Here is a 14,757-nt window from a genome sequence, read left to right as displayed (position 1 = left end):
AAGGGAGTTAGAAAGAGAGCAACTTTTTGATCGGATTCAGATTTATCAAAGAGATAGGACTTGTATCTACGATTCTGAAATTGATGAAGGTTTCGTATCAGAAGTGTTACAAGAATGCCTCTTTGGGAAATGGAGTAAGGTTGAGGAAGAGATGTTGAAGGCAGGGAAAGAGCGGTTGAATAATTTTTTAGTGATGAAAGATAATTAGGAGGAACTATAGAATGTATTTAAAAAGTTTGATGGTAAAAAATTATAGAAAATATGGTGAAAAAGTTCAGATCATTAATTTTGCCCATAGTAAGTGGCCAGAAATGTCAGAAACCGAAGATGAATCGAAAAAAATAGGTATAACAGAGCAGTATATTTCAAAAAGTTCATCATTAATTGTAGGAAAAAATAATTCTGGTAAAAGTACAATTGTCAAATTATTGAATACGCTACAAAATACCAAGTCAGGTAGTAGAAATATTTTCAAGCATACAGATTTTAATTTAAAAATGTTATCAGATTGGTATCAAGAAAATATTGATAGTAAATCTAAAGAAGAGATAGAAAGTATTGATAAGTTCCCTAGTATGGAGTTTCAGCTGAAGCTAGGAATTGATGATGAAAATGATATGATTTCAAGTTTCGAAGATATATTAATTTTAGGCGGTATAGAAACAGTTGAAAGTCATGAAAGCGAAGAGGTTGCAGAAGTAACTATCAATATTAAGTATGAAGTTGCTGATTTTAAGTCCTTCTCAGAAGAGCTTGTTAAACTTAAGAATAGTTATTCAGAGGTAGTTCAGCAGGATGCTAAATTTTTGGACTATAAGAAAGAACTTCAATATCGACAATTTTTAGGTTTATTTAGTGGTAATTATTTTGTATTAAATTTTTATCCTTTAGGAAGAGATGAACCAGCTAAAGAATTTTCTTTATCTTCATTACTAAAAGTAGAAACAGTAGAAGCAAATACGGTTAAAAATGACAAGACACTTTCACAAGCTTACAATAAAATAGTTTCAACTTATATAAAAAATAATGATATTAGAGCAATTGATAGTTTAGTTGGTGATATTAATTATCAAGTAAAGGATATGGTTGACACTAATATAAAGAATATTCTTCAAAGTGCAGTATCTAGCATTGAGTCAACTAAGAATTTAAAGATGAATTTACATCCAGATGTAACTTTAGAGAAGATTTTTGCAAACAGTATTATTTATGAGTATCAAGAAGGTAATAATAATATACCTGAAAGTCAGTTTGGAATGGGATATACAAATTTGATGGTCATTATTGCAAAGATTGTCGATTATATTGAGTTATATAGCGAGAAGGATATTAATGGTTCAGTGAACATTCTTTGTATTGAAGAACCAGAGTCATTTATGCATCCTCAGATGCAAGAATTATTTATTAAAAATATTTCAAAAGCAATTGCTACCTTACTCGGTAAAAAACAACAACTAGATACATTTCAAATTATAATCACGACTCACTCAACACATATTTTAAACAGTAAGATTCAATCAGGAAATACCCTAAATAATATTAGCTATCTAAGTCAAGCAGGAGCAAATAATATCATAAAAAATATAAGTGATGATGCGATAGTATCTGGTAGAGATATTGATAAAAAAACTTATGAATATATCAAAAAATATTTAAGACTAGAGGTTTCAGATATTTTCTTTTCGGATGCGGTTGTTTTAGTTGAGGGAGTTTCTGAAGAAACTTATCTCAGATATGAAATTGATAAGCATCCCATTTTGAAAAATCATCATATTAAAGTTTATAGGATTGATGGTGCGTACGCCCATCAGTTCATTAGCTTATTAGATTTGTTAGGGCTTAAAACTGTTGTTTTTACAGATTTGGATTTAAAAAGAGCTGAAGATGAAAAGAAAATTGATATAAAAGAAAATGCCGAACCTGATATTATTCCATCTAATATTTCTAGTTTAGTTGAAAGATATACTGGTCAAGATAGTTCTTTGAGTACAAATGGTACTTTGCAATATTTTATAAAAAAAGAGCTAAATGATAAAGAAGCGAAATATGATAAAATTAACCCGAAGATAATTGAAATGATTAGTAATAGAGATGAGTTAGTGGTTAATTATAAAAATATTTCAATGTATTCTCAAGGAAAAATAAACGGCTACTATGCTACGAGTTTTGAGGAAGCGATTATTTTAACTAATGCTATAAACAACAATGATGAGAATCTAAATAAAAAATCTTTAATTAAACTTTTACAGTATGTACATCCTAGAATGAGATATTTTGGAGATATTGACGAAACATCCGAAATAGCTGACAAATCTTATATGTATCAAGTCAAATTATCTGACGGGAAATCAAAATTTTCTACAGGGTTAGTATACCTATCTGTAATTGATGATACTTTTAATCTCAAACTTCCCAAGTATATTGAGTTAGGTTTAGAGTCGCTTTGTGATTATTTCAAGGAGTAAACGATGACATATACGATTAGTCCAGAAAATAGAGAACTAGAGTTAGGCATTCAACGACAAATTAATAAATGTTTAGATTATTTTGAGAGCTTTTGTTTTGATGCTGGTGCCGGAGCCGGTAAGACCTATGCACTTCAAAAATCAATTGAGCATATTTTGAAGACGAGGGGAGAAAAATTAAAGTTAAGTAATCAAAAAATCTTGTGTATTACTTATACTAATGCTGCAAAAAATGAGATTCTTGATCGACTTGGAAAAAATACTTCGGTTGTAGTATCTACAATTCATGAATTTCTTTGGGGATTTATTGCGATTCAGCAAGAGCTACTGACTAAAGAACATAAGAATAAAATAACTGACGAACTCTATGTAATTGAACAAAAGATAAACGAAAATCCTCTTTCTAGCAGTGTGGTTAAGAATGAGTTTCAAGAGCATATTTGTAATGAAGACTTTCTAAAAATATTTTACAGTGTACCTAGTAGTCCTGCAAAAAATTTCAAAGAGACGATTATAGGTTACGATGATTACTTTAGACCATATCTAAGTAATGTCAATAACTTTAGTAGCTTAGTCAGGAATATTAATAGAAAGTATAAGCTCGAAATAACGTTGTTGGAAATTGAAGATAATAACTCTAAAAAAATTACCTATAATCCAATTCGGAACCGAGATAAACTTGAAAATTATGTCATTAGTCATGATACGTTGCTACTTTATTGTAAAAATATTATTACGAGTCAGAATTTATTAAAGAGATTGTTTTCAGATCGGTATCCGTATGTCTAAGTTGATGAGTATCAAGATACGGATGAAAAAGTAGTTGGGATTATTGATAGCATTAGAGAATACTCAATGCTTAAAAAAAACTTTGTTGTAGGATTCTTTGGAGATTCGTTACAAAATATTTATGGTTCTGGAGTAGGTGTTCTCCCAAATAAAGAAGAGTATAAGAGTATTGAGAAAGTCTTCAATCGCCGTTCTTCAAAGCAAATAGTAGAGCTGATTGAAAAAATTAGAAACGATAATTTTGGACAACTATCTATATATACTGATTTCGATATGGGTTCTTATAATTTTTATGTTGCGGGTGATGATTTCAACTTAGATACTTTTTTACAGGAAAATAGTCTGACCGATAAAACAGCCTGTCTTTTAATGAAAAATGATGATATTTCTAAGGCTAGAGGATTTGATGAGCTATCATCAGTTTTAAAAAAATTTCCTCGATTTAGTGGTACTAACTATGATAATGTGACCAATGAATTTTTGCAGAAAAATTTACAGCAGATGGGATGGTTTTTAAGAGAGATTTTAACTCTCATAGACTTTATTCAAAGGTCATCAGATTCTAATTCAACTGTGAAGGAAATTGTTCAGTTTATATCATCTAAATCTGCAATAACATTTGGCAAGATGAAACAGCTTATTGCTAGTTTGAGAGAAATCAGCTTGTCAACTTTCACAATTGATGAATGTATGAATGGAATAGTTAATATTCAAGAACCAATCTCGGGGGAAGAGATTTTAAGAAAAATATTCTCAATAGATGAAACTACTGAAAACATTTTATTGAATATCAAAAATAGAGCATATGGTTATTTTTACTATTCCCAAGATTCGGAGGAGAGCTCTGAAAGAGAAATGACAATTATTGATGATTTTTTTAGGCTAGATGTTTCTCAATTTATCAAGTGGTATAATTATATTTTTGATAACTTAAGAAATGAGCAAATTAGTTATTACACACTACATGGTTCAAAGGGGCTTGAATTTGATAATGTAGTTGTTGTGCTACAGGATAATTTTGCTAAGAAAAAGGATTATTGTAAATATTTTTTTGAAAATTATGATAATCGAACTGATGGTGATGAACGATTTAATGAAATTCGTAATCTTCTTTATGTAGCATGCTCAAGAGCAAGAATAAATCTTCATGTGATTTATATTTCTGATATACAAGGAGATATATTAGAAAATATCGAAAGTATTTTTGGTGAGATTAAATATTTAACGTAGTCAAAATTTTCATATGAGGCTAGGTAAAAACTAAAAATCTCTTCTCCCTCTTAAAAATTTAAATAAATGAAAACAGCTTAGAATCACAAATTAAAAACGTTGATTCTAAGCTGTTTTCTATTTTTAAGACTTTTTCCTAAACTCTTTTTTAGTTTTGATATGAACAATTTTTGGAGCCAATAGAAAGCTCACAGCCTCAATCATTAGAAAAAAATTAAAATCCCCATGCTATACTATGTATAACATGGGTTTGACTTACAGTCAAACCCAAACAACAAGCGTCCTATCACAAAAAAATAGATTAGAAAATGGGTCAAGGTGTTTCGTGAGATAGGGTGGGTATGCCACTATGAAAACCTCCTTTTGTACTAATACAACTGTGTTAGGTCACTAGAGGGAGATGACATGGTAAAAAATGATATTGTGATGATTGAAGACAAGATGAAGCAGATGATTGAAGAGGGAGTGAATCCGTCGTCTTTTATCTATGAGTTCTTGTCTTTTTATGATATCCCAAAATCGACAATCACACGTCTTAAAAAGGAAAATGGCAGAGAGATTAAAAATAAATTATATTTTGATACTGTCAGCAAGGCGAAGTCGCCAGTAGCACGTGTGGCGGAGATTGAGACCTTATTAAAGGATAGAAGGTCTAAGCCTCGCTATATCATTGTGACGAATTTTGAGGAATGGGCTAGTAAGGATACCAAGACGCAGGATACTTTGCAGATTGCGTTTGAGGATTTGCCTGCTTATGCGGATTTCTTTTTGGCGTGGAATGGGATTGAAAAGGTGGACTATGCCAAGGAAAATCCAGCTGACATCAAGGCAGCCGAGCGTTTTGAACGTCTTTATGATGCCTTAAAAGACATCAATCACTTTGATGACCGTAGTCAAGAAGAAAAAGTATTTAATCTCTTTCTCATTCGCCTGCTCTTTTTGCTTTTTGCAGAAGATACGGAAATCATGCCAAAAGGGATTTTTACTAAGGCTATTAAAACGCGGTCTCGTGAGGATGGTAGCGACTTAAAAGCCCTCTTTAATCAGATGTTTAAGAGCTTGGATATCCCTATGCGTGACGCTCAAGAAGCTTGGTTGAAGGACTTTCCTTATGTCAATGGCAAGCTCTTTAAGGACTCTGAAATCACTCTAGACTTTGATAAAAAGACACGAAAGCTGATTTTAGAAGCAGGAGAGTTGCTCAACTGGAACGACATTAACCCTGATATTTTAGGTGCGATGATTCAGACGGTAGCTAGTAGTGAGCATCGTTCTACTTCTGGCATGCACTATACCTCTGTGGAAAATATCATGAAAGTCATCAAACCCCTGTTTCTCGATGACTTGACGGCTAGCTATGAGACTATCGTCGCTAAAATCAACGACAATGAAGATAAGGATACGACCGCTAAGACCAAGAGTGCCAATCGTAAGGCTTACGAGAAAGAGCTGAAAGCCCTTCGTAAGCGCCTGTCGCAGATAAAGTTCTTCGACCCAGCTTGTGGCTCAGGTAGTTTTCTCATCATCACCTATAAAGAGCTACGACGCTTAGAGATTAAAATCGTCAAAACGCTTCGAGACTTGACAGGTAAGCATGATGTCGATTTATTTGAAGAATCACAGATTAAGCTAACGCAGTTTTACGGTATCGACTTGGATGATTTTGCGCATGAGGTGGCACGCCTGTCCCTCTGGATAGCAGAGCACCAGATGAACGTCGAGGCTAAAGAAGAAATCAACATGAAACAAGCCCTGCTTCCTCTACGAGACGCAGGAAATATCACCCACGGCAATGCCCTCAGACTTGATTGGGACAAAGTAGTCCCTCATAGCCCAATAGATGAAATCTACTTGATAGGCAATCCACCGTATCGTGGAGCCAAACTGCAAGATAAGATACAGAAGGAAGACATGAAGTTAGCTGTGGGTGAGACATTAAAATATAAACAGATGGATTATGTCGCAGGTTGGTTTTATAAAGGGATTGAATTTATCAATAGCGCTAATGCTAAACTAGCCTTTGTATCGACTAATTCCATCTTTCAAGGGGAGCAAGTAGCTTTTGTATGGCAACCTATCTTACACAAAATGGAGATTGATTTTGCTTATACCTCCTTTAAGTGGGGGAATAATGCTTCGAATAATGCAGGCGTCACTGTGGTGATTGTAGGCATAGCCAATAAACACAATAAAAAAGCTGACAAGTATCTCTTTGATGAGCGACAAATTTGTCAGAAGGTCCCACATATTAACCCTGACTTAGCCAGTGGAGAAGAGGTTATTGTTAAGAGTAGCCGTAAAGTGTTGTCTAATATGCCTAAAATGGTATTTGGTAATATGCCTCGTGATGGTGGTAACCTTATCATTTCAGATTGGAATGAGCGCGAGGACATTATTTTTAAAAACCCTGAATTACAACCTTTCATAAAGAGATATATCGGTAGTGAGGAGTACATTAATGGTAGAGAAAGGTATGTATTCTGGCTGAATTCTATTGAATATGAGTCTATTAAAGATAATCCTGAAATTAATGGGAGAGTAACATCAGTAGAGATGAAGCGTCTAAAGAGTAGAAAGAAGGATACTAGAAAAGCTGCGGAACGTCCATATGCTTTTGCTGAACGTAATAGATGGGATTCTGCTTATGCCACCTTCAAAAAATCTGGGGCGGAGGAGTTTGTTCAGCTTTTAGTTCCACGTGTCTCATCTGAAAATCGAGATTATGTTCCGATGGGCTTTGTTGGTGAAGATACTATTATTTCTGATGCTGCGATGGTTGTTTACAATGCGCCTATCTACCTTCTTGGTCTACTCATGTCGCGTCTGCATATGACCTGGTTACGTGCTATTGGTGGTAAGTTGAAAACGGATTATCGTTATTCAGCAGGTTTGGTGTACAATACCTTTCCTGTGCCTGCTTTATCGACTCAGCGTAAAAACCAAATCGAAGAGAAAGTCTTTGAAATCCTTGACTTGCGTGAGGAGCTGGGTGGGACTTTGGCGACGCTTTACCACCGTGATACCATGCCACAAGCGCTACGGGACGCACATGAGAAGCTAGACGGTATCGTAGAGCGCGCCTACAAGAAGACGCCATTTACCAGCGACGAAGAGCGCCTCAGCCATTTACTAAAACGCTATAAGGAGATGAAAAAGTCATGAGTCAGTATTTTGAAGTGACCTATGGGCAAAAGGAAAGCAGTGTCAATACCAATGAGCTTGGTATGCGTGAGATGCAAGAGCGTGTCTATCAAAAGAGAGATAGTCAGCATCTCTTGGTCAAGGCACCCCCAGCGTCTGGTAAGTCACGGGCGCTGATGTTTGTGGCTTTGGATAAGCTACACAGACAGGGCTTGAAAAAAGCCATTATCGCTGTGCCTGAGAGGTCTATTGGCAAGTCCTTTCGACCGACTAAGCTAACTGAGTTTGGCTATTATTGGGATTGGGAGGTCAAGGAAGAAAACAACCTGACGACATCAGGTACGGCAAAAAGTAAGGTGGCTAGTTTTCGCCGTTTTATGACATCTGATGATGAGACAGATACTGTCTTGATTACGACGCATGCTACTCTTCGCTATGCTTATGAGTACCTAGATACCAGTTATTTTGACGACTGTATGCTGGCTATTGATGAATTTCACCATGTCTCACAAGATGATAGCTCTGTCTTGGGGACTCTCCTGCGAGATGTCTTGCAGCATTCGACGGCACACGTCTTTGCCATGACAGGCTCTTATTTTCGTGGTGACAGTGTGTCTATCTTAGACCCTGCTGATGAGGCACGCTTTGAGCGTGTGACTTACACCTATTATGAGCAGTTAGAAGGCTATCAATACCTCAAATCCTTTGCTATGGATTATAAGTTTTACCGTGGGCGCTATATGGAGGCACTGCCAGACTTTGTAGACGAGTTTATTGATAAAAAGACCATTATCCATATCCCTAATATCAATTCTGGCGAATCAACCAGTGATAAGTATGGGGAGGTTGATGAGATATTGGATTGCCTAGGGACTTGGGAATATAAAGATGATGATGGTATCATTCATCTACGCACAAAGGCAGGCAAGGAGTTGAAAATGGCTGACCTTGTGACTGAAGACGGTCGTGACAAGGTCAGTAGCTACCTAGCAAAGATGGATAAGCTCGAGGATTTAGATATGATTATCGCACTGGGCATGGCAAAAGAGGGCTTTGATTGGCCCTTTGCCGAATACGCTCTGACCATCGGCTATCGCTCCTCATTGACAGAGGTTGTGCAGATTATTGGACGTGTCACTCGTGACAGTCCTAATAAAACCAAAGCCCAATTTACCAACCTTATCGCAGAGCCTGATGCCCAAAGCGATGAAGTACAGTTTGCGGTCAACAATATCATGAAAGCTATCACTGCTAGTCTTCTCATGGAAAATGTCCTCGCACCATCTTTTAAGTTTAAGACAAGAGAAAGTGAGAAGCAGAAAGCAAGTGGTGCTGAGATTTACATCAAAGGCTTGGCTAAGCCTTCTACCGAGCGCACGCAAAAAATCATCGAGCAGGATATGATGGAGCTGAAAGCGTCTATCCTGCAGGACGATGCGGTACAGGCAGCAATTGCCTCTAATGCCGATAGTCGGATTATCACTAAACAGTTGGTTCCACGAGTGATTGCGACTATCCATCCAGAATTGAGTGCAACAGAGCTTGAGGAAGTTCGCCAGCACGTCGTGTCTGATTTTACCGTGTCACAAGCTAAGCGTGATAAGGATAATAGGCAACTGCTCAAGATAGCCGATAGATTTATTAACATCGATGAGCTTAGTATTGATTTGATTGATAAGGTCAATCCTTTTCAAAGGGCTTATGAGGTGATGTCTCACGATGTTAACAAGGACATGCTTAGTCTGATTGCAAGGATTTTCGATGCTAAAAAAGTCGACTTTACAAAGGATGAGCTGTGTATGCTCTACCCTCAGATTAAAGCTTTTAAAGAGGAGCATGGACGCTCTCCAAAGCGAAATGCCAATAATCCCGAAGAAGAGCGTCTTTACTTTGCTTTGGCAAAATTAGCCGAGCTGAGACGTGAACGTCAAGGAGGTAATCATGCTTGAGACCTTTTCAAGTTTAGATGAGGTTTTTTCTGATGAGGCTTTTGATAGCCTAGTAGCAGGTATCAAAGAGGAAAAAGTGGAGAGAAGAGACCCTGACATCAACAAATTTTTGGAAGTCACAGAGTGGGTGAAAGAGCATGGAAGAGAGCCACAAAAAACGACTCAAATCCAAGAGAGGAAGTTATTCAGTGTTTTGAATGCGATTCGTTCGAATGAGGATAGAAAAGCTTTGGTGCGTCCTTATGATGAGCTAGGCTTGTTAGGAGAGTGATAGCGTGATGGATTTAGAGGATATTTTACAAGATGACAGTTTATTTTCTGACTTTGAGGTAGAGGCTAAGCTTTTTGACGTGAGCCGCTATCAAGGCACTGTTCGAGCCGCTAGCACATCGAGTAGTCGTAAGCGTATGCGGACAGGATTTGAGAGTTATAAGCGCTTGTTTGAGCAAGTCCATAGTGATATTGCCAGTGGTCAGCGTCAGATAAAGAAGATTTCAGAGGCTGAGATTAGTCAGAAAAGCCCTATCAAGCAAGGTAATTTTTATATTGATAATGGTGTTATGCTCTATGTCGCTAAGCTTTATGACCCCGAGACGGGTCAAGAAGTGTCTGAGTCAACCAATCGTCGGCTTAAAGTACATACGGTTTATGAAAATGGGACGGAAAATCACATTTGGTTATTGAGCTTGATTTCCTCTCTATATGACACAAAACGCTCAGGACGCTTAGTGAGCGAGCGTATAGATGATATAAGGCTATTAGGAGAAGAAGAGGCAGTCTATCAGACGACAGGCTATATTTATGTTGTCAGCTATGCGGGAGAAGACCCTGATTTGCTCAATATCCCTAACCTGTATAAAATCGGAGTTGCCTCAGATATTAACCAAAGGCTGTCCAATACCCAAAATGAAGCCACCTACCTTTATGCCCCAGTGGTTCGTAAAGCTACATTTGAGATTCAAAATATCTCAGCAAGAAAGGTAGAGAAATACCTGCATGATGTCTTTGCCAACAAGCGAGTCGAGCTCACCACCACCTCTCCAACAGGAAAAACTATCTCCATTACCGAATGGTTCATCGCTCCCCTAGATGAGATAAAACACAGCATCAATAAGCTTATCAGCGAGATACAGGAATAGCGGGTATTTGTCTGGAAAGAGAGTGGTACACTTTCACTGTTACTGAAGGTGGTCAGACGACAACTTACTATATGGCTTATTCTGATATAGGTCATTAAGGCAATCTAACCCTTCTTGGTAATTTTTTAACTCATAGTGAAACAGATAGATGACCTTGATTGGGGCATTTGTCCGTTTTTTTGATATAATTGAAGTGATTTATTGTCAGTTGTCACTTTTTTGGAGCTAGAAGGGCTGACAGTAAGTTCAGATTAAGCATGAAAGAGGTTAATTTGATGCTACTATACGAAGACAAGGATATCTTATAAGAAAGGATAGTTGAGCGTAGAGACTCAACTAAGAGGTGTGCCTATGATTTAGGAGGATTTTGATGAAAAATGAATTGGTTGTTAACCACTTGTCCTATGTTTATGAAAATGGAGAGGGCATCCATGATGTTTCCTTTGCGTTAGAAAGTGGTGATTTTTTAGCGATTATCGGTAAAAGTGGGGCTGGGAAAAGTACTTTAATCAATACCGTGTTAGGGATTTTACCAGCTGTTACAGGAGAGGTTTTGATAAGTGATCACTTATCAGCAAAAGATATCTCTTTTACGCCACAAAGTCAAGCTATTGACTGGTATTTGACCGTCTTTGATAATGTTTATATGGGCGCTCTCTTTTCTGGTAGTCGTCATCCTAAAAAGGATACTATGGCGATTTTGAAGAAGATAGGACTAGCTGGAAAAGAAAACGAAGACCCAACTGATTTATCAGGAGGGCAGCTACAGCGTGTCCAACTAGCTAGACAGTTGGTATCTAATGCAGAGATATTGATTTTAGACGAGCCAACAGCTAGCTTAGATGTGATAACGTCTGAAAAGATATTAGACCAACTCAGTCGTCAGACACGAGCTGGTAAGATATGCCTTATTTCGTCACATGATTTAGATATGTTAGAGCAGTATTGTAACAAGGTATTGTACATCGAGGATGGGCAGCTCCAATTCTTTGGGTTAATAAATGATTTTGTGAAACGCTATAATCGCTCAAGTGAATACTATATTAGCTATGAGGGGCATATACCTGAAGCGACTAAAGTACAGTTGACGCAAACATGTCATGTGTTAGACTGGCATCCTTTACGTGTTGACATTAGTGATTTAGAAAAGCTTAATCATCTGCTTTGCATACTTCTTGATAATCACGTTAGGATTACAGGTATCGAGCAGAAAAGTTGTCGTTTGAAAGAAATCATCCAATTACAAGGATAAGGGAGGCGAGCATATGAAAAATCTGAGTTATAACAGTCAAAAGTCTCATTTGTTGTCCTCTATTTACCGCGTTGGATACATCGAGTATCGTGCTTTAGTCACTAACAAACACTTGATTTACAGTCAATTATTGGGACCGATATTGTATTTTCTCTTTTATTCTATGGGAATTTCTTCAACCTTTGGTAACATTACTTATGCTAATCAAGAGGTCCCCTTTTTAAAATTTTCCTTTATTGGTATTGTTGGTCTCATTGTCTATAGCCAAATGGGGCAATCCGTCTATAGGATTATACTTGATAGAAAATGGGGACTATTAGCCTTTAAATACTTTAAGGGAGTTAGCCCACTAGCTTATACCATTGGAAAGTTATCGTTTCCTTTATTTAGCTTTTTATTACAGCTCATAGTCCTTTATGTGATTTCTCTTTTTTGGAAAGATTACTTTTCTATTGGTGAGTTTGTGATAATACTCTTGATAGCCATTTTGATGATGTTGTTTTGGTTTTCAGTAGGGACAATTATTTCCTTGAGAGTGAGCTCTTATAAAGTCAGAGACATGATTTTAAATACACTGTTATTGCCCGTTTCCTTTACAGCACCGATATTTTTTAGTTTTGATAAGGCTCCGATGATTATCAGAGCGGTATCATATATCAATCCTTTAACGTACCAATTAAATGCCTTGAGAGACATGAGTTTTGCGACATCCCAGTATGCCAATGTCATCATAACTGTTAGTTTAGCTATTACGATGACATTGATAGCCCTTTATTGTGTTCAACATGCCCAATTAACGACAGATGAACGGTAAATATTGATTCTAAATAAAAAACACTTCCTGAACTGCGTCCCAATAAAAGTTAGATACTAAATCTAATTTTTTGTTGGGACGCTATTTTTATGATATTAAGTTTCTATTTATGAATTACATCAAAGGCTGTTGACTAAAGTTCCTTTGTTTGGTTAGATTTGGATGATTTGCCCATAGGCATCATCTCTCTTTCAGAAGTCAGAGCTACCGTCTTAACTTTTTTGTACCTAATATAGGTAAAAGCGAATGATTATTTTTAATCATCGCTTTTTTGCGTTTATAGAGATATAGCAGGTTGTCTTGGTCGTATATTTCCGTTATACTAATGATAGTGGTCGTTAATAATGGGAGTATCTTAATGAAAAATGAAAAGGGCGTGTATATCACAATATTTGGTTTTGGACAACAGTACTTTTATCTGTGTATTTGTTGAAACATTATCGATGGTTTGGAGTAGAGATATTAGGTTCTTTAGCTTTTCTCATTAGTATTGTAACGATTTTATTATTGTTGATTTACTGGAGGGACTATGATATTTATTAGGCAACATCGTTTATTTCGTCAGCTATTGTTTTCTAATACGTTATCGACGCTGGGAAAAACATTATTTGACTTGGTTTTTGTCTTATATGCGGCAACTTTTCCAAACCCTGAATTAGCGGTCAGTATTGTGGTTGCTGTAACCTCACTTCCTTATTTCTTTTCATTTGTGTTTGGCTATCTATCAGATAAAGTGAAAAGACCTTATCATTTTTTACTTAAAACTAAGGTACTTCAGGCGTTAATGTACTTGTTGTTTGCTATACTAGCGCTTTTTCCTCATCAGTGGTGGCTATTTTTCTGTGTGGTTGTTATTAATGTGGTTAGTGATGGCTTAGCCGATTTTAATGGTTATTTAACCCTGACCCTCAATCAACAAGTCGTGGAAGAGGCTGAATTAGCGCAAGCTCTCGGATTGCAAAATGGTTTTTATCAAATTGTGAATCTAATAGGGAAGACGCTAGGAGCTACTTTGATCGTTATTCTACAAGACAACTATGCTGTATTCGGTGTGATTAATGCTAGTGTGTTTTTCCTGTCTTTCTGTTTCCTGCTTAGGATTAAGACTGCATTTCCTGAAGAACAAGCATCCAAACCAACAGCTCGTATTCATTTAGGCAGAGAAATCAAACGATTTGGGCGAGAGACTTGGCGTAATTTAAAACTTTTAGTCAAGCTAAAAGAGCTATCCAATTATGTGTTCTTATTTTTACTAATGAATTTTATCTCGTCCTCTGTTTTTTCACTGATTTTAATCCTTCTTGTTAAGAATCATAGTTTATGGTTTGGTAATCTAGCTTTTACCATTTCAAGTGTTGAATTGGCTGAGGTTTTAGCTATGATTTTGGGCTCGATAGCTCCTTTAGCTGTTGTCAAAAAATGCTCTCTTACAACGAATACAATGATGGAGATTGTAGCGACTATCTTCTTTGTGTATAATTTATTTTGGTTACAAAATAAATGGTTACTCCTAGTTTTAGCTGCTGTGATTGGCTACCTATCCAGTGTATCAAATCCTAAAATCACTAGCCTAATCTTAAGAGTCACACCTAAAGGCAATCAAAATGCTATGTTTAGCATTTATAGTACTTTGATTACTTTAACGATTCCTTTTGCTTCCTTTATAGTAATGGGGGTGAATACTAGTATATCTGATGCGGTGGTTGGTAGTGTTCTCTTAGTATTGTTATTACTTAGTTTAATCTTATCTATTCGCCTCTATATGGCGCCTATAAAATAAGCAGTATGATGATAAAAAGGTAATTGCACTAACAACTACCTTTTTCAGATGATGAAGCGTAACCAGTTTTTAGTAATAACTCCTTTATTATATCATAAAAACGTTTTCAATAACAGACTTGTTTTTTTGTGATTAAGTAGTATTGAAAAGGCAACACTTTTCTGTACACATTTTATAAAGTGTTTTTCTTAAGTGATG

At 36.4% G+C, this 14,757-nt stretch carries 10 protein-coding genes and 1 pseudogene; all 11 read left to right on the top strand.

Annotated features, from left to right (window positions below; genetic code table 11):
• Positions 1-208, top strand: a pseudogene (locus ACLN19_RS08575) (toxin PezT); the annotation flags it as partial.
• 13 nt (positions 209-221) lie between these two features.
• Entirely contained in the window at positions 222-2,465 is a 2,244-nt protein-coding gene (locus tag ACLN19_RS08570) for an AAA family ATPase (RefSeq protein WP_413385356.1), read from the top strand.
• Between the two features lie 3 nt (positions 2,466-2,468).
• Positions 2,469-3,254: a UvrD-helicase domain-containing protein gene (locus tag ACLN19_RS08565; protein WP_413385354.1), complete on the top strand. Its 786-nt coding sequence runs from the start codon at positions 2,469-2,471 to the stop codon at positions 3,252-3,254.
• Positions 3,255-3,320: 66 nt separating this feature from the next.
• Entirely contained in the window at positions 3,321-4,484 is a 1,164-nt protein-coding gene (locus ACLN19_RS08560) for a 3'-5' exonuclease (RefSeq protein ID WP_413385352.1), read from the top strand.
• Between the two features lie 405 nt (positions 4,485-4,889).
• On the top strand, positions 4,890-7,646 hold the full coding sequence (locus ACLN19_RS08555; protein ID WP_413385350.1) for a class I SAM-dependent DNA methyltransferase: 2,757 nt from the start codon (positions 4,890-4,892) through the stop codon (positions 7,644-7,646).
• Positions 7,643-9,574 (top strand): DEAD/DEAH box helicase, encoded by a 1,932-nt coding sequence (locus tag ACLN19_RS08550; protein WP_413385348.1) that lies wholly within the window; start codon positions 7,643-7,645, stop codon positions 9,572-9,574. The genes ACLN19_RS08555 and ACLN19_RS08550 overlap by 4 nt, the downstream gene beginning before the upstream one ends.
• Positions 9,567-9,845: a hypothetical protein gene (locus ACLN19_RS08545; protein WP_413385346.1), complete on the top strand. Its 279-nt coding sequence runs from the start codon at positions 9,567-9,569 to the stop codon at positions 9,843-9,845. Before ACLN19_RS08550 ends, ACLN19_RS08545 begins: the two co-directional genes overlap by 8 nt.
• A 7-nt stretch (positions 9,846-9,852) precedes the next feature.
• Positions 9,853-10,713, top strand: a complete 861-nt coding sequence (locus ACLN19_RS08540; protein ID WP_413385358.1) for a GIY-YIG nuclease family protein — start codon at positions 9,853-9,855, stop codon at positions 10,711-10,713.
• Positions 10,714-11,083: 370 nt separating this feature from the next.
• Positions 11,084-11,965 carry a metal ABC transporter ATP-binding protein gene (locus ACLN19_RS08535; protein WP_413385344.1) on the top strand — a complete coding sequence of 294 codons (882 nt, stop codon included), beginning with the start codon at positions 11,084-11,086 and terminating at the stop codon, positions 11,963-11,965.
• Positions 11,966-11,978: 13 nt separating this feature from the next.
• A complete protein-coding gene (locus ACLN19_RS08530) occupies positions 11,979-12,779 on the top strand; it encodes an ABC transporter permease (RefSeq protein ID WP_413385342.1) in 801 nt (266 codons plus the stop codon).
• Between the two features lie 529 nt (positions 12,780-13,308).
• Positions 13,309-14,559 (top strand): MFS transporter, encoded by a 1,251-nt coding sequence (locus ACLN19_RS08525; protein WP_413385340.1) that lies wholly within the window; start codon positions 13,309-13,311, stop codon positions 14,557-14,559.
• Positions 14,560-14,757 lie beyond the last annotated feature (198 nt).

Source organism: Streptococcus lishijunsis, assembly GCF_047290665.1.
GTDB lineage: Bacteria > Bacillota > Bacilli > Lactobacillales > Streptococcaceae > Streptococcus.
Note: the sequence above shows the minus strand (reverse complement) of the source record. Positions and strands in the feature narration are given on the sequence as shown.

Coding starts and splice junctions, on each gene's coding strand:
- ACLN19_RS08570 (WP_413385356.1), top strand. CDS start 222: ATGTATTTAAAAAGTTTGATGGTAAAAAATTATAGAAAATATGGTGAA.
- ACLN19_RS08565 (WP_413385354.1), top strand. CDS start 2,469: ATGACATATACGATTAGTCCAGAAAATAGAGAACTAGAGTTAGGCATT.
- ACLN19_RS08560 (WP_413385352.1), top strand. CDS start 3,321: ATGCTTAAAAAAAACTTTGTTGTAGGATTCTTTGGAGATTCGTTACAA.
- ACLN19_RS08555 (WP_413385350.1), top strand. CDS start 4,890: ATGGTAAAAAATGATATTGTGATGATTGAAGACAAGATGAAGCAGATG.
- ACLN19_RS08550 (WP_413385348.1), top strand. CDS start 7,643: ATGAGTCAGTATTTTGAAGTGACCTATGGGCAAAAGGAAAGCAGTGTC.
- ACLN19_RS08545 (WP_413385346.1), top strand. CDS start 9,567: ATGCTTGAGACCTTTTCAAGTTTAGATGAGGTTTTTTCTGATGAGGCT.
- ACLN19_RS08540 (WP_413385358.1), top strand. CDS start 9,853: ATGGATTTAGAGGATATTTTACAAGATGACAGTTTATTTTCTGACTTT.
- ACLN19_RS08535 (WP_413385344.1), top strand. CDS start 11,084: ATGAAAAATGAATTGGTTGTTAACCACTTGTCCTATGTTTATGAAAAT.
- ACLN19_RS08530 (WP_413385342.1), top strand. CDS start 11,979: ATGAAAAATCTGAGTTATAACAGTCAAAAGTCTCATTTGTTGTCCTCT.
- ACLN19_RS08525 (WP_413385340.1), top strand. CDS start 13,309: ATGATATTTATTAGGCAACATCGTTTATTTCGTCAGCTATTGTTTTCT.